22 protein-coding genes are annotated in these 18,532 nt (G+C 49.7%); 17 read left to right on the plus strand and 5 right to left on the minus strand.

Annotated features, from left to right (window positions below):
• The first annotated feature begins 3 nt into the window (after positions 1-3).
• Genes SynBIOSU31_RS05905 through SynBIOSU31_RS05920 form a run of 4 tightly spaced genes read left to right on the plus strand, consistent with a single transcriptional unit; the run spans position 4 to position 2,398 of the window.
• On the plus strand, positions 4-657 hold the full coding sequence (locus SynBIOSU31_RS05905; RefSeq protein ID WP_186492524.1) for a hypothetical protein: 654 nt from the start codon (positions 4-6) through the stop codon (positions 655-657).
• A gap of 36 nt (positions 658-693) precedes the next feature.
• Positions 694-945 carry a chlorophyll a/b-binding protein gene (locus SynBIOSU31_RS05910; protein WP_186492525.1) on the plus strand — a complete coding sequence of 84 codons (252 nt, stop codon included), beginning with the start codon at positions 694-696 and terminating at the stop codon, positions 943-945.
• Positions 946-954: 9 nt separating this feature from the next.
• Positions 955-2,166, plus strand: a complete 1,212-nt coding sequence (locus SynBIOSU31_RS05915; protein WP_186492526.1) for an FAD-dependent monooxygenase — start codon at positions 955-957, stop codon at positions 2,164-2,166.
• A gap of 19 nt (positions 2,167-2,185) precedes the next feature.
• Positions 2,186-2,398 (plus strand): DUF2949 domain-containing protein, encoded by a 213-nt coding sequence (locus SynBIOSU31_RS05920; RefSeq protein WP_186492527.1) that lies wholly within the window; start codon positions 2,186-2,188, stop codon positions 2,396-2,398.
• Between the two features lie 37 nt (positions 2,399-2,435).
• On the opposite strand, the gene SynBIOSU31_RS05925 is transcribed toward SynBIOSU31_RS05920, so the two are convergent.
• Positions 2,436-2,999: an adenine phosphoribosyltransferase gene (locus SynBIOSU31_RS05925; RefSeq protein ID WP_186492528.1), complete on the minus strand. Its 564-nt coding sequence runs from the start codon at positions 2,997-2,999 to the stop codon at positions 2,436-2,438.
• Here SynBIOSU31_RS05925 and SynBIOSU31_RS05930 point away from each other — a divergent pair.
• The 3 genes from SynBIOSU31_RS05930 to SynBIOSU31_RS05940 all read left to right on the plus strand — a co-directional run bounded on the left by SynBIOSU31_RS05930 (position 2,998) and on the right by SynBIOSU31_RS05940 (position 4,801).
• Entirely contained in the window at positions 2,998-3,555 is a 558-nt protein-coding gene (locus SynBIOSU31_RS05930) for a DUF3038 domain-containing protein (RefSeq protein WP_186492529.1), read from the plus strand. The two genes, SynBIOSU31_RS05925 and SynBIOSU31_RS05930, sit on opposite strands and share 2 nt — an antisense overlap.
• Positions 3,556-4,197 (plus strand): DUF4335 domain-containing protein, encoded by a 642-nt coding sequence (locus SynBIOSU31_RS05935; protein WP_370593685.1) that lies wholly within the window; start codon positions 3,556-3,558, stop codon positions 4,195-4,197.
• 193 nt (positions 4,198-4,390) lie between these two features.
• Positions 4,391-4,801: a hypothetical protein gene (locus tag SynBIOSU31_RS05940; RefSeq protein ID WP_186492530.1), complete on the plus strand. Its 411-nt coding sequence runs from the start codon at positions 4,391-4,393 to the stop codon at positions 4,799-4,801.
• Between the two features lie 2 nt (positions 4,802-4,803).
• Here the strand turns inward: SynBIOSU31_RS05940 and SynBIOSU31_RS05945 are convergent, their stop codons facing one another.
• Positions 4,804-5,268: an EF-hand domain-containing protein gene (locus SynBIOSU31_RS05945; RefSeq protein WP_370593686.1), complete on the minus strand. Its 465-nt coding sequence runs from the start codon at positions 5,266-5,268 to the stop codon at positions 4,804-4,806.
• A gap of 143 nt (positions 5,269-5,411) precedes the next feature.
• Here SynBIOSU31_RS05945 and SynBIOSU31_RS05950 point away from each other — a divergent pair, with 143 nt between their 5' ends.
• From SynBIOSU31_RS05950 to SynBIOSU31_RS05975, 6 genes are all read left to right on the plus strand, one after another.
• A complete protein-coding gene (locus tag SynBIOSU31_RS05950) occupies positions 5,412-6,143 on the plus strand; it encodes a response regulator (RefSeq protein ID WP_186492531.1) in 732 nt (243 codons plus the stop codon).
• Positions 6,144-6,272: 129 nt separating this feature from the next.
• A complete protein-coding gene (locus tag SynBIOSU31_RS05955; protein WP_186492532.1) occupies positions 6,273-7,025 on the plus strand; it encodes a hypothetical protein in 753 nt (250 codons plus the stop codon).
• Between the two features lie 65 nt (positions 7,026-7,090).
• Positions 7,091-8,446: an ATP-binding protein gene (locus SynBIOSU31_RS05960; RefSeq protein WP_186492533.1), complete on the plus strand. Its 1,356-nt coding sequence runs from the start codon at positions 7,091-7,093 to the stop codon at positions 8,444-8,446.
• Positions 8,447-8,521: 75 nt separating this feature from the next.
• On the plus strand, positions 8,522-9,472 hold the full coding sequence (ppk2, locus tag SynBIOSU31_RS05965; protein ID WP_186492876.1) for a polyphosphate kinase 2: 951 nt from the start codon (positions 8,522-8,524) through the stop codon (positions 9,470-9,472).
• Positions 9,473-9,835: 363 nt separating this feature from the next.
• On the plus strand, positions 9,836-10,177 hold the full coding sequence (locus SynBIOSU31_RS05970; RefSeq protein WP_186492534.1) for a hypothetical protein: 342 nt from the start codon (positions 9,836-9,838) through the stop codon (positions 10,175-10,177).
• Between the two features lie 813 nt (positions 10,178-10,990).
• Complete coding sequence (locus SynBIOSU31_RS05975; RefSeq protein ID WP_186492535.1) at positions 10,991-11,683, plus strand: ParA family protein; 693 nt, start codon at positions 10,991-10,993, stop codon at positions 11,681-11,683.
• Positions 11,684-11,903: 220 nt separating this feature from the next.
• Here SynBIOSU31_RS05975 and feoB read toward each other — a convergent pair whose 3' ends face one another.
• On the minus strand, positions 11,904-13,748 hold the full coding sequence (feoB, locus tag SynBIOSU31_RS05980; RefSeq protein WP_186492536.1) for a ferrous iron transport protein B: 1,845 nt from the start codon (positions 13,746-13,748) through the stop codon (positions 11,904-11,906).
• 43 nt (positions 13,749-13,791) lie between these two features.
• Positions 13,792-14,052, minus strand: coding sequence for a FeoA family protein (locus SynBIOSU31_RS05985; protein WP_186492537.1), 261 nt, complete (start codon positions 14,050-14,052; stop codon positions 13,792-13,794).
• A gap of 251 nt (positions 14,053-14,303) precedes the next feature.
• On the opposite strand from SynBIOSU31_RS05985, the gene SynBIOSU31_RS05990 reads away from it, so the two are divergent.
• The 4 genes from SynBIOSU31_RS05990 (at position 14,304) to SynBIOSU31_RS06005 (ending at position 17,599) form a co-directional block, all read left to right on the plus strand.
• Positions 14,304-14,792 (plus strand): hypothetical protein, encoded by a 489-nt coding sequence (locus SynBIOSU31_RS05990; RefSeq protein WP_186492538.1) that lies wholly within the window; start codon positions 14,304-14,306, stop codon positions 14,790-14,792.
• A gap of 608 nt (positions 14,793-15,400) precedes the next feature.
• Positions 15,401-15,685, plus strand: coding sequence for a TM2 domain-containing protein (locus SynBIOSU31_RS14925; RefSeq protein WP_370593710.1), 285 nt, complete (start codon positions 15,401-15,403; stop codon positions 15,683-15,685).
• Positions 15,686-15,814: 129 nt separating this feature from the next.
• The gene (locus tag SynBIOSU31_RS06000) at positions 15,815-17,143 is read left to right on the plus strand and encodes a carbohydrate porin (protein WP_186492540.1); all 1,329 of its coding nucleotides are present in this window, start codon (positions 15,815-15,817) and stop codon (positions 17,141-17,143) included.
• Between the two features lie 141 nt (positions 17,144-17,284).
• Positions 17,285-17,599 carry a DUF3288 family protein gene (locus SynBIOSU31_RS06005; RefSeq protein ID WP_186492541.1) on the plus strand — a complete coding sequence of 105 codons (315 nt, stop codon included), beginning with the start codon at positions 17,285-17,287 and terminating at the stop codon, positions 17,597-17,599.
• A gap of 70 nt (positions 17,600-17,669) precedes the next feature.
• Here SynBIOSU31_RS06005 and rpe read toward each other — a convergent pair whose 3' ends face one another.
• Positions 17,670-18,404, minus strand: a complete 735-nt coding sequence (gene rpe / locus SynBIOSU31_RS06010; RefSeq protein WP_186492542.1) for a ribulose-phosphate 3-epimerase — start codon at positions 18,402-18,404, stop codon at positions 17,670-17,672.
• Between the last annotated feature and the right edge of the window lie 128 nt (positions 18,405-18,532).

Genomic DNA, 18,532 nt, shown 5'->3' on the forward strand with positions numbered 1-18,532 from the left:
TCCATGCTGATTCCACTTCGTTCCGGTGAACTGCAGACGTTGATCCCGGCTGTGGCAACCGGTACCCAGTTCAGATTTGCATTGGGTGATCCACGCAAAATCTTGCAGCGCTTGTTGATCTCAGTGATTGGGGGAGTGATCACGCTGTTGATCAGTCAGAGCCTTTCCTTCAACCGCTGGGGTTCTGTCTGGCTGGTTGCCGGGTTCGTTCTGATTCTCTACATCCTCTGGGGGCCGATTCTTGAGGCGGGACGTCGCAACGCCACCTTGCGGCGATACCCATCAGCAGCATTGTTTGAGGGCGAGGTAATCGAGGCTTACACCAAGGAGCGTGTGGAGAATCAGCGCGAACAGGCCGACGCGAGCGGAAGACTTGAACTGGTCGAAAACCGCAGGACCTGGATGATCCTGGAGCTAGCTGATGAGGACGGCTACTTGGGGAGGGTGACTTTCCCTATGACCAAGAACCATTCGATGATCCGTGCAGGTGTGCTGGTTCGCTGCATCGTCCTTAGTGAGCGCAAGGACTTTTCCAGAGTTGGAGCTCTTACCGATGCGTGGCTGCCGCAACTCAAGCTCTGGGTTGGTGAGTATCCCTTTTTGCTAAGGCCAGCTTTTGAAGACCTTTGCAGGATGCGGTTGCGTAAAACTTCTTAATAGTGCGTTACACTGTGTAAAGAAGTCAGGTTGATCATGTCTCAGGTTCCTTCCAACGCTCCCACGATTCGCGGCGCCACTGTGACCACAGAAGATGGTGGCCGTTTGAATGCTTTCGCAACAGAGCCCCGTATGGAAGTGGTGGACACCGAGAGCGGCTGGGGCTTCCATGAACGTGCAGAGATGCTGAATGGCCGCATGGCCATGCTTGGTTTTATTGCACTTCTGGCCACGGAATTCGCTCTGGGTGGCGAAGCTTTCACTCGTGGTCTTCTCGGCATTGGCTGATTATTTGATGTGGTAACAGCTGATCCTCAATTTCGAGACTCCGCTGTCAAAGCAGTCCACCCCCGGTTCCGCATTGTCGGCGCTGGCCCTACAGGAGCCCTGTTAGCGCTTGGATTAGCGCAACAGGGCTTTTCTGTTGTGCTTCACGATCGCTTGAGCGCTGAGTTGCTGCTGAACCGCAGCCGCGCCTATGCCATCACGCATTCGTCCAGGCGGCTTCTGCTTGATCTCAATCTTTGGCCTGCCTTACTGGATCAGATGGAGCCCTTTCGCGCTCTCCGGCTTGATGACTGCTCTGCCCGCTGCACAACCTGGTTCCAACTTCGCGATCTGCGACCTGCTAATCGAGCTTCCGAGGCGATCGGTTGGATTCTTGACCATCGACCATTGATGCGTCTTTTGCTGGAGCGTCTTCAGACCTCAGATCTGGTTGAGCTGCAACTTGATGACGCCTTGCCAGCGGAGGATGTTCTCGCCAACGCTGTATCTCGCGAGTGGATCGTGGCTGCGGATGGTCCTCGTTCCACGTTGCGTCGCTGCGCTGAGGTGCCCTTCTGGACCCACGCTTACCAACAGGGTTGCCTGACGATGAAGCTGCGCTTGACCGGAGCTGAGCAACACTGCGCTTATGAACTGTTCCGGCCGGAAGGTCCGATGGCCGTTCTGCCGCTTGGAGAGGACCGCTATCAGGTGGTCTGGAGTGCCCCGCTGCAGCGATGTCGAGATCGAGCTGCGTCGTCTACCTCCGAGTTGTTGTCGGCGCTGGACGCAATCCTTCCTGATGGGGTGAACGCGGTTCAACTGCTTGATGATCCAGGAGCTTTTCCGTTGGAATTAAGCCTGGCTCCACGTCTTCACAGAGGATCCTTGCTTCTCTTGGGAGAGGCCGGTCATCGCTGTCATCCAGTGGGTGGACAGGGCTTGAATCTTTGCTGGCGCGATGTGAGTGATCTCTTGAATTTGACCCAGGCAGTGCGTCATGGAGAGATATCGTTTACATCGCTTGCTCGACGTTATTCCCGTTGTCGACGCTTCGATCTGGCGGGTGTATTGCTGTCAACGGATCTGCTGATTCGTTTCTTCTCCAATCAAAATCGGCTGCTGATGCCTTTCAGGCGTCTTGCATTGTTCATGCTGAAGCGCGTCAGTTGGATTCGGCGCGTCAGTCTGTCGGCAATGACCGACGGCGCGGGCACCTTGTTAAGACCGCTGCCAAAGTGAGATCCTCGCTCGGCAGTTGATGGTCATCAGTAGTGATCCACAACCAGTGGCTTCTCGTGCGTTAATCGCTTTTTTGCAGCAGAGGCTTGGATTGAGCGAGAACGCCATCAATCTCGGCATTCGCCAGGCCCACCTTGAGCAGGCTCCTCTTCCGGTTGTTCTTTGGAGCTTTGGACTGCTGAACCTCACGCAATATCAGGAGGTTCTGGATTGGCAACAGCAGCAGGATTGACCGAGCCAGATGCTCACTCTCACGGTTTTCGCACCAATCAGTCGTAACGGATCAGTGATTCGATTGGAAGTCCCTCTGGCAATCGACGGCGTCCGGCCAGATCTGCCAGTTCAATGACAAACCCGCAGCCCACGAGCTTGCCTCCAGCTTTTTGAATCAGCTCAACACTGGCGGCAGCAGTTCCTCCGGTTGCCAGCAGATCGTCGACCAGCAAGACACGAGATCCATCCGCCAGAGCATCGGTCTGGATTTCAAGACGATCGCTGCCGTATTCAAGGGTGTAATCAACACCGGTCACTTCGCCGGGAAGTTTTCCGGGTTTTCTGACCGGCACAAAGCCAATCTTTTGCTGTGTTGCCAGAGGAGTGCCCACGATGAAGCCCCTGGACTCAATTCCCACGATCAGGTCTGGTTGGAGTCGCTCGCAGACGTCGCCAAGTTGCTGCATCACTTCGCTCCATCCACGGGGATCGCGCAGCAACGGTGAGATGTCGCGGAACAAAATTCCGGGTTTTGGGAAGTCCGGCACATCGCGAATGAGCTGACGAAGATCCACAGGGTGGTGACGCAAAGGCCTCAACCCTGGCATCATCGCAGCCATGACCGATGTCACTGCTGAGGCGGCTCCAGATCCGTCGATTCCTGAAGCGGTTCTTGGCCGCCGTGCTCTCGAGCGCCTTGATCTGCTTCTGCTCACTGTTGAGTCTCTTGACCTAAACGGCGGGGAGGCCATGCTCTGGGCGACCCGTCAGCTTGGTTTTGAAACGATCTTTCCCAATCGCGTTGAGCTTTGGAAACGTCGCTGCCACAACCCGCTCAGGCGTTCCACACGACGTGGTCAACTCAGTGCCGTGGAAACAGAGGCCTTGATCAGGATCCTCTGCGTGATGGCAGACAGGCTCTATCCCAAGCTTCACCAGTTGCTGTCCAGCAAGGAGCCCAAGGAGCTCACTCACCAGCGCTGGCAGCTGGTCCACCAGCGCCTACGCGATCTGATTGAAGAACGCATGAATCTTCGGCGTGGTGCCATTCAGCGTTTTCTTGGCAGTGAGCCCGAAGGCCCGCTGCAGCGCCAGCTGGTGTTCACACTGGCACTCGCTGCTGGACCCGGCGGGGTCGATCGTCTCCGCGCCAGTCTTCTTGATCCGACCCCCTGAATGGTGATGCTCAAACAGTCCTACCGCTACGACCAAACCACCGCTCGACTGGAAGTTGAAGGCTTGCCTGACTTCTCCGCTGGTCATGCCGAGCAGTCCATTGGAATTCTTTCCACCTGGCGTTTGAAAATTGTCGGTGCCTCCGAGCTCGAGGGCAAACGCGAACATCTTGAAGCACTAATGCAGGTGGTGATTCCCTATGTGCGTCTGCGTCTTTCAGGTGTGGTTCGCTCCCTGGGAGAGCCGAACGATCCAGTGAGGTTGGTCCCCGATGAGTTTCAGCATCGTCTTGATCTCACCAGTGGCCAGGCGAATATTCCACCTCTGTCGATCCGTCTCGATGATGCTCAGCTGGCCGATCTCGTTCGTTGCCTTGATGCCTTGCGAAGCGACAGCCGTGTCTGTCTGACCTGGCCATCGATTCAGCATGAACCCCTTCCTCGACGGGATCTTGTCGAGCGGATCCCCTTGATGCAGAGGCTGAAAGCTCCGCTGCTTGGAGGTACCACGGTGGTGGTCTTGGGCGTCCTGGGTCTTCTGTTGCCATTGCCTGAGGTGCAATCTCCGACGCCTGCCCAGGCCCTAGAGGACAAGACAGAAACTCCAATCAGCGATCCTGCACAACCTGATCAAGAGCGTTGACCTCTGAGCCAGGCAGCTCAGAATGGTGCGATTGCCTCTGATTTCGAATAGCAGTGAGTCCGTCCAACCTCAAGAGTTCTGTTGTTTGGATCGCTGAGTTCTTGCCGTCAGCGTCTCTCTACTTTTTGATCACCCTTGAATCCCGCTGGCGGATCACTGGCTTCGGTCAGATGTTCGCTCAGCCGACGGTGTCATGAATTCCCCCAATCTGAGACCTCTAAGTGCTGTGCCTAAGACTCGGAGAGTGTTTAGTAAGCGTCAGCGGTCCAGGGCTGTTTCTGTCGGCCGTCAGATGCTGGAGGGTGTTCTTTTGCTGGCCCTTGGCTCAGGATTGCTTGCATTTCTGAGCTGGTTGCCTCAGAAGGTCGACGCCATGGTCGTGGTCAGTGAAGCCATTGCTGATCTGATCCGAGGTCTTGGACAGCTGCTGGAAGCGTTGCTTGGTCTGGCTGCGGTCATTTTGATTGCAATGCTGTTGCTAGCAGGACTTTTGGCCTTGGTGTCTGGCGTGTTCCGTCTGGTCAAATCCTTCACACGGTTGATCAGCTCTGAGCGGCCTAAGCCGAGTCAAATAATCCATCGTCGATCCAGATCTCGGCGTTGAGCTCAGGGGCGAGGTGCGAGTGAACGCTGCACCGTCCAGAGTTCCTCAAGCGTCAGTCCACCATCGGCGTCCAGATCGAAACTCACAAAATTCCGGCTCAACCAGGGCAGTGATTGGCATTCATTCCTGTCAATCCGACCATCCCCATTGCGATCGGCCTGATGGAAACGTTTTTGCAGCCGCTGACCACTCGGGTGAGGGCTTAAGGGTCTGAGATCTTTGAGTAGCAAATAGCCACGCGAGTCGGGTCGTTGCAGACGCCTCTCGAAATAGGGCCGACCCCGGACTTCTCCAGATTCCAGACGACCGTCACCGTTTACATCCATCCGGATGAACAGTGCCTCCATGCGTCGGCCATAGATCTGCACGTGCTGTGGGTTCGCCAGAACCGAGGAACACGAGACCAGACTTTGCATCCCAAGCATCACGAAGGCCATCAACACTGGTTGTGTCAAGCGCTTCGCCATGTAGTGAGCATATGGAGATTCGGCGACATGGACATGTCTGAGTCGTGACAGTGATCCGATTAGCTGTGACAAGGTCCGTTTCAGCGCGACAGGACGCAACGGCATCCATACGATCAGTGCAACTTGAAGCAGCGACAGAACCCATGCCCCGCACTTCGATGATCTGGGTAGTCGATGATGATCCTGATTTGCGTCAGATGGTCGGCACCTATCTGTTGGATCAGGGTTATGACGTGCGCAGTCTCAGCGATGTGAAGCAGCTTGAGGCCCGCCTGGAATTTCAGCGACCTGATCTGATCGTGCTCGACCTGATGATGCCCGGTGATGACGGACTGACAGCACTCCGTCGTCTCAGGGATGCAGGCGACGACCTGCCAGTAGTGATGCTGACGGCCCGTGGAGAAGGCGTGGATCGCATCATCGGTCTGGAGCAGGGGGCTGATGATTATCTGGCCAAGCCTTTTTTGCCCCGAGAGCTTTCAGCGCGAATTGAAGCGGTGTTGAGGCGGCGCAGTGCACTCCCTGCAGGCACTCCTTTGGCTGAAGGTGGTGATGTGGTGTTTGGCGACAACGTGCTGGATCTGGCAGCTCGCACGCTCACCCGTGAGGGCAAGTCTGTTGTGATCACGAGTGGCGAGTTCAGCCTGCTGGCATCATTCGTTCAGCATCCTCATCGCCCTTTGTCGCGCGAGCGGTTGATTGAGCTAGCCCGTGGGCCTGGCTGTGACACCGACAGCCGCAGCATGGATGTTCAGGTTTCACGAGTGCGCAAGCTGGTGGAGCCAGATCCAACCCGCCCGCGCTACCTGCAGACCGTCTGGGGGTATGGCTATGTGTTCGTACCTGACGGCGAACCCCGCTCTAGTCGACCCTGAGCAACTACTTGTTAGGTCAGGCCGACAAGGTTTGGTGGACGGGGAAGCTGATCCGCTGGGTGAACGCTGATCTCGTATCCCAAATTGTTCCTGTGATCTGAGCGGGTGTGATCAACCTCACAGCCCTGCATGAGGCAGGTCATTAAGTCAGATGCTGAATCCGGTGATGGTGTGTCCATCGAGAGGGAACAACCCTCCACCGCTTTGAAATCAATGGGCGTTTTCGCAAAGCTCGATGGCATCACCGGCCGCACAATTCCTCAAGGCGACCTCACACTTGAAGTTCTTGATTCCGCTTCACTCGTTCAACAAGACGGTCAGATCTTTCACAAAGCAGCCGATGGTCAGCTGTTGGGCCCGCTTGGTGGAGAAGGTGTTTTCAAGCCTCAAGACATCGATGCCAAAGGCAGCGTGATCGTTGGCGACAACCACTTCATGCCAGGTCGTGGGGGTGACTCCCTCACCGGTGAAGGTCGTTCAACGAAGATCTGGACAACTGGTGGTGCCAGCACCTTTGAAGACCGAATGCCTGGTCACTTTGATGGAAACGATTTTCACGCCTGCCCCAATATTGTCCTAGGTACAGAAGCTCCTTCGATGTCGATGCATCAAGGCGCGATGAACAGTATCAACGTCGGTGATGCAGCTGGAAATTTGCGTGATGCAGCTGGAAATACTCCTGACAGATTCCGTGTCTTCACCGGAGGTCGTTTCGAAGACTTGTTGACTGAAACCTTCGAACCACTCTTTGGGATGGACAGCTTCGGTGAATCACCGAACCCTGTTCTTGAAATCGGAAGCACTGCTGGTCCTGGTGGTACTTCCTCCATGACAGGAAAGTTCGACTTCCCCGCTGACAATGTCAGCCTTTACGACCATTGATTCAAGCTGTACGTAGCTGACGGCCAGCCACGATCCCGTTGATCTCTCGCTCACGACCGTTGTCGATGCCTTCCCGTGCTTGGCAGAAGCGTCTCACTGCTTTGCTGGGCTGGGGAGGACTGGCCCTCGGTAGCTCGGCGTTTTGCCTGGTGGTTTTCCAGGCTCTTTTCGGTCGACAACTGGAGCAGTTACAGACCATTCAGCTTGGGAGAGATTTAGCCCTGAACGTGCGGCTCACGGAGCTAGCACTTGAGCGTTATCCCCCTCATATGGTTGCGGAATTGAGTGGCCTTGATCTTGAAGTCACGGTCCGTCCCAAACCCGCACCTCTGCCACCCTCAGCGGCATTCAAGCGACAGGCTGAGGCGTTGCAGCTTCAGCTTTGTCAACGCCTCTCCCATTGTCCAATGGTGTTGCCCGACCGGGCTGCCCGCGGTGAACGCAGTGTGTGGATCGAACTGATTTCCCCTCTGGAGCCCATCTGGCTGCGAGTGGATGTGCCTTCGATGATGCGTTGGCCACCTGAACCCACACTGCTTGGGCTTGCGTTGGTAGGCGCTGGCATCATCTGCGGCGGACTGTTTCTGCTGGTGGAGGTGGAAGCACCATTGCGTGGGCTGGAGAAAGCGCTCTCCCGCGTGGGTGATGGTGAGGACCCTGATGCTGTCAGTGCTCGCGGAGCTCCTGAGGTCCAGCGCCTCACCCAGCGTTTCAACGCCATGGTGCAGAGGCTGGCTGCCAATCGTCGAGAACGCGCGACGATGCTCGCCGGCATTGCCCATGATCTAAGAGCTCCGATCACCCGTCTTCAGTTCCGTCTGTCCATGCCGCAGCTTTCAGCGGATGAGCGGGAGCGGTGTGCTGGTGACCTTCAGTCTCTTGAGAGAATTACTGGGCAGTTTTTGCTGTTTGCCGGCGGTGGTGACAGTGAAACCTCGGTGCAAGTGCCCTTGGATCAATTGCTGGCGGAGGTGGCCAGTAGTCATCCGGCGGATCAATTACGTCTCGAGCTGGCTGCTCTCTCTGTTTCGGTCAAACCGGTTGCCCTTGGTCGCGCAATCGCCAACCTCATCGACAACGCCTTCTCCTACGGAATTGCGCCTGTCATTCTTCGTCTATATGTCGACAATTCGCGCTGTTGCATCGAGGTCTGGGATCAAGGCAAAGGGATGCCTGTTCAGCAATGGGAGGAGGCTCTACAACCCTTTCATCGCCTTGATTCATCCCGCGGTCAGCAGGGCCACTGCGGTCTAGGGCTAGCCATTGTGTCTCACGTTGCTCGATTACACGGCGGCAGGCTCGAATGCATCCATCGCGACAAGAATGATTCAGGGCTTGATCCAGGGACTGATCCAGGCAGGTTTGCGATCCGCTTCAGTCTGCCGCTGCACGATGACCAGTCCACGGTGCCAACGAGCTGAAATCTGAGAAAACTTGGAGCAGATGTCGAGCTCGTGACCTCCGTTGCTTCCAATGGGAACAGATCTGTTCTGAACATGGCCAACAAGGGCAAGGCAAAAAAGCAGGATCTAACCAAAGCCCAAGCCCGTTTAGGCCGCGTCTCTGACATTGCTTTGCAAAGCCATGAGGCCATTGCTCAGAACATTGATATTCCATCTGAGCGGTTGAGGGGTTTTATGGATGATCATCAGACCAAGATTGTGAGGCTGAACAAGAAGCTTTATGAGGCTGAATTGGTCCGCCTCCAGACTGATCTAGTCAGGATGCAGTACTGGATTCGTGAAACCGGCTATCGGATGCTCGTTCTGTTTGAAGGGCGTGATGCGGCAGGGAAAGGGGGCACGATCAAACGATTGACCGAACCCCTGAATCCAAGAGGTTGCAGGGTTGTGGCACTGGGAACGCCAACGGAACGCCAGAAAAGTCAGTGGTATTTTCAACGCTATGTTGAACATTTTCCCGCCGCTGGTGAGATTGTTGTCTTCGATCGAAGCTGGTACAACCGAGCGGGTGTTGAGCGGGTGATGGGGTTCTGCAGCCCTGAACAAGTTGAACAGTTTCTTGATGATTCTCCTCAATTTGAACGGATGTTGGTGCGCAGTGGCATTCTTGTTCTCAAGTATTGGTTTTCTGTCAGTGATACTGAGCAGGAGGAACGCTTCCAGTCGCGTATCGATGACCCCACTCGCCGTTGGAAGCTAAGTCCGATGGATCTTGAGGCGCGTAATCGCTGGGTTGATTTTTCTAGGGCTAAGGATGAAATGTTCACGCGAACTAATATTCCAGAGGCTCCCTGGTTCACTGTTGAAGCGGATGACAAAAGGAGAGCCAGACTAAATTGTCTTCGCCACATCCTTAGCAAGGTGCCCTGGGAAGACATGACACCCCCAGGGATCAATCTTCCTCCAAGGCCTAAAAAAGGTGATTACAAACGTCCTCCTATCAACGAACAATTCTTTGTTCCTAATAGCTATCCCAATGTATAGGAGGAGTGTCAAAGTTGAATAAGTTTGCAATTCTAACTCGTCCAACTGAAATACCAGTATTTGTTGTTCTTGGATGATCACCTAATCATTGTTTCCGTTCATCTTCTTAAGGCCGAGGGTTCAGCAATAAGGAACGCTGTTAGTTGCAAATTCAACATCGACACGCGCAAGTCTGCTTGCAACGCATAACTCAATTGAGCTCAAAACGAGTTTAAGAATCCTTGTTTGCCCCTGATTTGAAGTTGTGATCTGTTTGAGGTCAGCTGTGTGCTGTTCAGAGTGCTTTAAGAAGGCTCTTGGTGTGCCTGGTTGTCCCACGAGCAAAAACCAATACTACTAAAATAATTCAAAATTTTTTTATCGATGTCTGATTTAACAGTAAGCTACTTCACTATTCGGCGTATTGAATTGAAGAATTCAATCTCGGACGGGTACGAAAAAGACAGCCTTGAAAGATTTTTAAATCAATATGTCAGTCGAGGAGTTAAAGGTCCTGTCCAGTATTTTTGTGCAACAGATGTTGAGGTTTATGAGAAAATAAGAGTTGTCATGGAATTCATGCAACAAGACTTAGATTCAGTGAACGAAATTTTTGAGATGATTAAAACTATAGAGCTCGATCAGTGGTATTTAGAAAAGCAAACGGGCGCTCCTGTGCCTGCACTGGAGAGTCAAATCAATTCTGCTGAGGATCAAGCAGCGTAGATAATGAAAGATATCAATGATTCGCTAAACGTGTAGTGGTTATCGGCAGAAAGAGTGATTACATCACTGATTACCTTGATTCAGTAATATTACAAAAACGACTTTTTTGAATGATTCGATTTATTGATTAATCGATTCAGCTTTAAACAGTCTTGACAGATTGATTGACCAAGTACGTCGATGTTGTCGACAAACTCTAGCAAAATGATTGCCCCCATCCTGAGCTGCTCATTGATTTAAATGACATCTTCAAATAATTCGTCTTCACCGTAAAATAACCATGGCTGACCATCGTCAAGACTGTTGCGCTTAAGCCAAGCGGTAAAAGTTTCTATGTCTTCTTGTTGAGACTGTGAGTCGTTTGATTTTTCATTCATGAGGAACAATCTGGTCAGAAGTTTTGATCTCCATGTTCGATATCATTCATTGAGCCGTGCCTGTTAAGGCAATTTCAAGTTCCTTTCGTTTGCTTGCTAGAGCAATTGCTCTGCGTGCTTGGCAGTGAGTTTAAGCAAAGTCCACTCGTCTGCTGTCTTCTGACACCCGTCACGACCTCCAACGGACGGATTGCAGAGTCAATCAGGAGGCCAGGAATTGGGACAGACTGTCTGTTCTTATTGATATGGTCTCTGCTGCTTGTGTTTTCGCTTCATCCAATTGGTTCGTCTCGATGCGTCGCTGTTGATCCTCAGTGCTCTTGTGAAACCCACCGGGGTTGTCGATTCTTCCTCATGTTCCGCCGGTGACATCTCATTCATCAGCACTTGACATCTTGCCTGTTGCCGTAATGATTATAAAAATTTCTTCAAAATAATGTTCATCACTGTTTTCGGTCAGAAGGGAGGTGTTGCAAAAACATGTACGAGCGTTCATTTGGCAGCGATTTGGGCACATCAACATAAAAAAGTTGCTTTGATTGATGCTGATCGAAATCGCTCGGCAACAGCTTATGGTTCACGAGAATTTCTACCTTATCCAGTGATTCCTATTGAAGCAGCAGCAAAAGCCGCTAGAGGAGTCGATATTGTTGTGACTGATGGTCAAGCAAGCAGTAACGAAGAAGAACTTAAAAATCTTGTTGAAGGTTCTGACATCATTGTTTTGCCCACAACCCCTCAAAGTCGCTCTTTAGAGTTAACACTTGAAATGTCATCACTATTAAATAATTATCGTATTCCATATGCAGCTTTATTGGTCAAGGTTGATTCACGTAAAAAAAGTTCTGCGAAATCAGCTGTTGAAATTCTTGAAGGTTTTGATATTCATGTTTTAAGATCTCAAATCCCTCTTTTAAGTGCTTTTGAGAGTGCTGAAACAAATGGCGTCACGGTGGACCAGGCTGTTGACAAAAGAGGTAGAGCCCATTCAAGGCGCATGATGGGCTGGTACTCCTATGACAAAGCTTGCACTGAGATTGAAGAGCTCTATCAGGCTCATCAAGAAGCCACAAGATCTGTCACTCCGATTGGCTGGGATTTCACACCCTTAGAACATAGAGCCGCATAACTTGCTCATTCATTAATGCTTATTGATCGCTGATGTTCTTTTGCTCGTTGCAATTAATATGCTAATAGTTATTCTTTAATTTTTGTCAATATAAGTATTGCTTTCGATCTTGCTTCGTGGCAATATTGGTTTCTTGGACTATGATTTTAGCCTGTATTTTGATATCAAGAATTCTGCAAGTAATTGCAATTTTTCAGCAAGATCACTTGCGAATTCTTGATCAAGTTGTAAAGATCAAGTTGTATAATTGATAGAATCCAAAGGCAACAATCCAAGCGACAACCATTGATACTGTGACAGAAAAGAGCGTAAACCTTGCCGACTTGGTTTCGCCCCAGATGGTTGCAACCGTCGTTAAGCAAGGAACGTATAGAAGGCTAAATAAGCAGTAACTGAATCCTTGTTGGAAATTGATGGCCCCGCCAAGTGTTGCCTTAAGAGCATCACTCCCTTCATTCAATCCGTACATCGTCGCAACAGCTGCTAACTGAACCTCTTTAGCGACGAAACCAATGATCAGTGAAACAGTTAAAAGTGGGTTGATGCCTAGTGGAGCCATCAGCGGCTGGAAGAACGTTCCGATTTGTCCTGCATAGGTGTTCAATCCTTCCGATCCTCCAGGATAATTAGTCAGGAACCAAGTAATTGTCGTACCAATGATCATGAAAACAGAAAGTTTTTGTACGAAAGTTTTCATCTCACTCCATACATTCAACGCAACTTGTTTGAATGTAGGTGTTCTGTAAGGAGGTAATTCAATAACAAAAGGATCTTTTGATTTGAACTGACCACTGGCATTGAAAATCATCGCCATAATGAAGGCGACAATGAAACTAATAATGTAGAGCAGCCACAGTGCAACTGCACCCAAATAGCTTGGAAGAATGATGCCCAAAAAGAAAACAAAAACTTGTAGCCTTGCAGAACATAATGCGAATGGGATTACCAATATTGAAAGTAATCTCTGACTACGTGAGCGTATTGTTCTTGTTCCCATAATCGCTGGAACATTGCAACCGAAGCCGAACAACTGCATGACGAATCCACGTCCGTCAAGACCAGCTTTACGCATGATGTTATCCATCAAATACGCAGCTCTTGAGAGGTAACCACTGTCTTCAAGCGCAGTCATTACGACAAAGAAGAAGGCAACAAGTGGTACAAAGCCAAGCCGTGATGCGAATCCTGTATATGGACCGCTGATTACGAAATCTTTGACGATGTCAGGGAGGAAGCTCAGGCTTGGTTCCAAGACAGTTGCCTGCAACCAATCAGTGAAATCTCCAACCGGATCCTGGGCTGGCATTCCCACATTCCAGATAAATAGGAAGAGGACCAACATGGTCAGGAAAAAGATCGGCAAACCGAAAATCGGATGCAACAGCACCGCATCCATTCGGTTCGTAAACGTCACCAGATTCTCCGGTGGCATCTCAATCCCTTGATCTAATGATTCCTGTATCTCTTCGTCGGTAATTTTATTTTCTCGGCAAAATTCGACTAATTTGTTGACCTTATAAGACTCTGAAATATCATTGACAGTATTCCATATCCCATCGATTGCAAGACTGCAGCCAGCTCCATATTTTGCACTGATTGTAAATACTGGCATCTCAAGAAACTGAGATAATTGTTGGGTATTGATCTTTACACCAAAACGCTTTACTTCATCGGCCATGTTTAAAGCCACTAACGTTGGTATGCCGAGTTTTTTTAGTTGCAATGGCAAAAGTATTTGCCTGTCAATTTGAGAAGCGTTGATAACGCAGACGATTAAATCAAAGCTGTATTGTTCGAGAAAATCTTGAACAACCTTTTCATCCTCTGTGAATCCATCAAGATCGTAAATTCCTGGTAAATCAACAAATTCAACGGTTTTTCCATCACGTTCAACTGTTGCCTGCATGAAATCAACCGTCAAGCCAGGCCAATTCGCTACACCTGCAGTGGCATTGGTCACTCGATTAAAGAACGTTGACTTGCCTGTATTGGGTTGACCGACAAAGACGATCCTTGGCAGCTCATTTTTTTGTTGCGTTGTCTTCCCAGTTTCTGCAGTGATCATGATGAGGTTTTAACGCTGAGTGAATTGGAATGATCGGGCAAATTTATGATTTTTTGAGATCGATCACATCGGTGATTTCTACGAGTGCTGCCTCTGACTTTCGTATTGCAATCTCAGTTGTGCTGCCAACTCTCACCTCATAGGGATCTCCACCAGGAGCCTTGCGCATGACACGAACTGTGCGTCCTTTTCTTATGCCCATTGCCTCTAAACGATCCTTAAAGGAGTTGCTCAAGTCACTTCCATCACTGCTCACGCCAACGACAGTTGCTGAGTGATGAACTGCTAGCTCACTTAAATCCATTACGTAGCTTTGCCGATGCATCTCTATACGGAAGGCTAGAGCTCAAGGATTCAGCTGGCAATTAAAGATGTCGATAATCATCAATTAACGTAGAATTTGTTACGAGAGTTCCCTTTTTTGCCGTTAAATAATTAACAAAAAAGGCGAGCAGTGCGCTATAGGATATTCTTGGTTGCATATGATACTTAGTAGTTGATGTTGCTTGCCCCTCTAAGAGCCATTGCTAGTTTAAATACAGATTATTCGTAGTCATGCTGATTATTGAAATTGAACTGCTCATTGCGCTTGTACTTGTTTTAATAGCAATTACGCGTCGTACAGCGATCACACAGTGGCTAGCGAATCGAAGATATCAAATTGGTCTTAAGAAAGCTCGACAGCTATTCCAACTCCTCGATCAAAAAGATGGTCAAAATGCCGTTACCAATCATCTTCTTGAGGAGGGCCAATTTTTGCGTTCCAGGCGTAGGGTCGGCGATTTTTATTGTATTCCGGCCGAGAATATTGATGGTGAAATGCAAGATATTATGCTCAGAATGTCACATAAGAATGAACCAAGGTGGATTGCTCTCCGTAGGCTTTATCTAAGTGCCATACTTGATGGTTATTACGTTAAAGCTGTTATTGATATCCCGCCACTCTGGGACCCTGAGTTTGATGTTGCTTACGACCATTGGAAAGACAATTTATCGGGAACAATCCAGAGGGATCCTCAGAATGATGCTTGGATTGTTGCTTAAAGCTGAGGCCGAGCGTCTTTGCAGTTTTATTACCTCTTGCAACTTATTCAGAATTCAATTTCTAACCATTTTTTAGTTTTGCTTGTGAGTACTGCTCTTTAGGCGACTTCTCATTGCTTTAATCCAATTCTGAATTGCCCGGAAAATACTTTTCAATAACCGTTTAATTCCTAGAGGCGGCATTTTTCCGCATTTGCTGCAGTGGGGCATTGATTTTTCCTATCTCTCTAACCTTAATCATGAAAGAAGGTGAAATCCTTTTTCTTTTTATTTTTTTCCCCTCCTGGACTGTCGAATGGAGGTTCTAGGGTCTAAACCTTCATTGTTTAGATGTGTACTTTGTTGCTTTTGATGCATTCCTTATGTTGTTGTTGTCAAAGTGTTTTTATGTCGGGCATTGGTTCTCGTTCTAGAAGCTTTGCAGAGCACATGAGATTTGGTATATCGATCAAATGTTACTTTCAAATTTTCTTTAGTCTTGATCACCGCTGAATTTTATCTTTCCGTTTTGAGTTTACTTGTTCTTATTTTGCTCGGAGGCTATTCTGTATGACGCACCCCTTTAGTTGTAGTGGATGAGAAAGGAGTACCAACATCTTGTTAAAAAAATGTCTCATGGCCAGCAATTGGTTTTTGAGAATGAGTTTGAGCTTCGTTGTAGGCAACCCTCTTTAGGTGTTATTTATGCTCTTCTCTTGGGTTGGTTTGGTTACCATCGCTTTTGGTTGAAAGATCGTAAAAGTGGAGTTGTCTTTCTTTGTTTCTCTTGGACGTTGTTACCAGCTCTGTTTTCTATTTTTGACGCTTTGTGCATGCGAGAATTATGTTCGGGTTACAATAATAAGCTCGCAAAGAAATTGTATGACGATATTCAGCAGATTAGCCCCTATTAGATGTTAAGCTAATTCGCTATTCAGTTAATTCTATCCGTCTCTTTGCTCAACAGTATTTAACGAATTGGCGAATCATTTGAATTTGGTGTCGTCATTGTCTATTGCGTTGTACATCTTTTTACTTAATATTTGTTTTCCTCTTTTGGTGTGAGGATCAATGAAACCACCACCAAACTTGATGGTCAGACAAGTTTTGTGATTGGTGCGAATTCCTTCGGTGGCAACCTTTTTTACAGCAATGAAAATCTCAGTGCGATTAACAGTGTCTTCCCTAGCGATGGCGAAGGTGCTGGTGGTGTTGCAATTGTGGTTGGTTCTGATGATCTTGGCGTTGATTTCCCTCAGGGAACGAGTTATCAGGATTACGCAGCCACCCAATATGGAGCAGCAACATTTAACTACGATATTCAGCTGAATTTTAATACCAGTTTTACTGGTAAGGATTTGTTGACCACCACCCTTCGTGCTGGGAATTTTGGTAGCTCCAGTTTTGGTGGCGGTCCTACCACACTTTCCACGCTTGAAGTCGCTTCTGATTCTCTTGACGGTGGCGGAGCTGGTGACGCTGTTTATATTGACAAAATCTTTTATTCAGCCCCTCTTGGTGCTGATTTTACTTTCATTGTCGGAGCCAATGTTGGCCAAGATGACATGATGCCAATGTGGCCGTCGATTTATCCTTCGGGCGATGGCAACACAGTTTTAGATGTTTTGACACTGAATGGTGCCCCTGGTGCTTACAACAAAACGCAGGGTCCTGGTGCTGCACTCAACTACGAAAATAATGGTTGGATCGCGGGTGTTCAGTATGTTTGTGACATCGGAACATGTACTGGCGGTAACCCCCAGTCAGGTGGAATCGCTGCTGATCAATCTAATGGTGTAGGAACCGTTCAGGTTGGTTATCAGGCCGAACAGTGGGGCGTCGCTGCTGTGTATTCCTGGTTGCAGAATCCAGCACTTCTTCCCTACTCAACTGCTTACACGCAGCTGAGTTACCTACAGGACAGTGTTGATATGTCCCTTAATGCCTTTGCACTATCAGCCTATTGGCAGCCTGAAGATACGGGCTGGATTCCTGCCGTTAGTGCTGGCTGGGGTCTGAACAGCACCAATTTCAATGACAGTGATGAGATTCCTGATGGTTATGTCTCCACGTCGCAGTCTTGGCAGGTCGCACTCCACTGGGATGATGCGTTTATTCAGGGCAACACCGCTGGTATGGCTGTTGGTCAAGCAACCTTTGCGACGGATCTTGTTGGCGGTGGTACGCCTTCTGACGCTAACTATGTATGGGAATGGTTTTATGGATTTCAGGTCACTGATAATGTGACGTTGACACCTACTCTGTTTTATTTGAGTCGTCCCCTTGGGCAACTCTCTTTCGATGGCGAAGAAGGCAAGGATGGATCGTTCAATCAGTTCGGCGGGATTGTTCGTACTACTTTTACCTTCTGATCACATCTTGATCTTGTGATCTCTTTGCGTGATCTAGTTCTTTGATCCCCATAAGCCGGTCTGAACTTCAGATCGGCTTTTTCACTTTCAGCATGAACCATGCTCTAGATGACATTCTGGCTCTGACGCACCTATCCATTCATGAGTGAGCCGAACGGCCAAACGCATCCTCTTTACGCAACGGATCGTGACTTGGTTGATGCCTTATTAGGTCATCAGGGAGACCCTGGTCCTGAGCAGCTCACTGTGGCTGCACGGCTGGTGATGCGTTATGGCGATTTCCCTGGCGCCGATGACATCAAACAGGACATTCAGAAAGCCGTAGCTGGCTGGGGACTTGATTCCCAGAGCTTAAATGCTCGCTGTCGCGAGATCTGGGCCAGTGGTTGGAAGCCTGGTCAGCAACTCGATAATGAGCTCGGCTCTGGGGCTGATGTCGCTGATCAGGAGGGTTAAGTGCAATCGAGTGCATGCCCCGTTGAGAACCGGGGCAGATCATTACCTGGCCTGAATGAAGTGTTCAGGATCAGGACGGCGTTGGAAGGACTTTGCCGGCCCTGGCTTCTTGAGCAACTCTGCGCAGGTCGTCACATCCTTCTTTCAATGTCGGATAAGCGAACATCCCGCTACCAGCGATGAAACAGTTGGCTCCAGCCGCACAACATTGGGAGATGGTCCAGTTGGCTTTGATTCCGCCGTCAACTTCAATATCGATGTTGAGACCACGTTCATCGATGGTTTGTCTCAATTGTGAGATTTTATCCAGCATGGTGGGGATGTAGGCCTGTCCACCAAACCCAGGATTCACAGTCATCACTAGAACGTGGTCGACGAGGTCGAGCACGTTTTTGACCATTTCCATAGGTGTGTGCGGATTCATCGCAACGGATGGACTCCCACCGAGCTGGCGAATCTTTCCGAGTACCCGGTGTAGGTGTGTGTTGGCTTCGACATGGGCAATCACTACTCCAGGCTCTCCGTTTGGCCCTTTGGTTGCATCGACGTATTGCTCAAGCATCGTTTCTGCGTTGTATTGGCTCACCATCAATTGGGTTTCAAACTTCACGTCGCAATATTTGCGGCACGCCTTGATCAATTCAGGTCCGAAAGTGAGATTCGGCACAAAGTTGCCGTCCATCACGTCAAATTGAATCCTGTCGACACCAGCTGCTTCGAGATCCTTCACGCACTGGCCCATGGCAGCCCAATCAGCGGGCAGCACAGATGGAATGATCTGAATCGGGCGTTCGGATGCGGTCATGGGGTGGTCTGAAAGCTCGGGGGACTTTAGAGAAGCACCCCTGATCTGAGGTTTGTTTGAATTCACTGATACAGTAAGCCGCGCTTTTGAGCGAAAAGCCCAGTGGCGCCAAGCCCTGAGAGCTGATC

The sequence above is a fragment of the Synechococcus sp. BIOS-U3-1 genome (assembly GCF_014279975.1).
Classification (GTDB): domain Bacteria; phylum Cyanobacteriota; class Cyanobacteriia; order PCC-6307; family Cyanobiaceae; genus Synechococcus_C.

Coding starts and splice junctions, on each gene's coding strand:
- SynBIOSU31_RS05970 (WP_186492534.1), top strand. CDS start 9,836: ATGTCTGATTTAACAGTAAGCTACTTCACTATTCGGCGTATTGAATTG.
- SynBIOSU31_RS05905 (WP_186492524.1), top strand. CDS start 4: ATGCTGATTCCACTTCGTTCCGGTGAACTGCAGACGTTGATCCCGGCT.
- SynBIOSU31_RS05955 (WP_186492532.1), top strand. CDS start 6,273: ATGAGGCAGGTCATTAAGTCAGATGCTGAATCCGGTGATGGTGTGTCC.
- SynBIOSU31_RS05990 (WP_186492538.1), top strand. CDS start 14,304: ATGCTGATTATTGAAATTGAACTGCTCATTGCGCTTGTACTTGTTTTA.
- ppk2 (WP_186492876.1), top strand. CDS start 8,522: ATGGCCAACAAGGGCAAGGCAAAAAAGCAGGATCTAACCAAAGCCCAA.
- rpe (WP_186492542.1), bottom strand. CDS start 18,404: ATGACCGCATCCGAACGCCCGATTCAGATCATTCCATCTGTGCTGCCC.
- SynBIOSU31_RS05920 (WP_186492527.1), top strand. CDS start 2,186: ATGGTCATCAGTAGTGATCCACAACCAGTGGCTTCTCGTGCGTTAATC.
- SynBIOSU31_RS06005 (WP_186492541.1), top strand. CDS start 17,285: ATGAGTGAGCCGAACGGCCAAACGCATCCTCTTTACGCAACGGATCGT.
- SynBIOSU31_RS05910 (WP_186492525.1), top strand. CDS start 694: ATGTCTCAGGTTCCTTCCAACGCTCCCACGATTCGCGGCGCCACTGTG.
- SynBIOSU31_RS05925 (WP_186492528.1), bottom strand. CDS start 2,999: ATGGCTGCGATGATGCCAGGGTTGAGGCCTTTGCGTCACCACCCTGTG.
- feoB (WP_186492536.1), bottom strand. CDS start 13,748: ATGATCACTGCAGAAACTGGGAAGACAACGCAACAAAAAAATGAGCTG.
- SynBIOSU31_RS14925 (WP_370593710.1), top strand. CDS start 15,401: ATGTCTCATGGCCAGCAATTGGTTTTTGAGAATGAGTTTGAGCTTCGT.
- SynBIOSU31_RS05950 (WP_186492531.1), top strand. CDS start 5,412: ATGCCCCGCACTTCGATGATCTGGGTAGTCGATGATGATCCTGATTTG.
- SynBIOSU31_RS05975 (WP_186492535.1), top strand. CDS start 10,991: ATGTTCATCACTGTTTTCGGTCAGAAGGGAGGTGTTGCAAAAACATGT.
- SynBIOSU31_RS05935 (WP_370593685.1), top strand. CDS start 3,556: ATGGTGATGCTCAAACAGTCCTACCGCTACGACCAAACCACCGCTCGA.
- SynBIOSU31_RS05930 (WP_186492529.1), top strand. CDS start 2,998: ATGACCGATGTCACTGCTGAGGCGGCTCCAGATCCGTCGATTCCTGAA.
- SynBIOSU31_RS05940 (WP_186492530.1), top strand. CDS start 4,391: ATGAATTCCCCCAATCTGAGACCTCTAAGTGCTGTGCCTAAGACTCGG.
- SynBIOSU31_RS05985 (WP_186492537.1), bottom strand. CDS start 14,052: ATGGATTTAAGTGAGCTAGCAGTTCATCACTCAGCAACTGTCGTTGGC.
- SynBIOSU31_RS05960 (WP_186492533.1), top strand. CDS start 7,091: ATGCCTTCCCGTGCTTGGCAGAAGCGTCTCACTGCTTTGCTGGGCTGG.
- SynBIOSU31_RS05945 (WP_370593686.1), bottom strand. CDS start 5,268: ATGGCGAAGCGCTTGACACAACCAGTGTTGATGGCCTTCGTGATGCTT.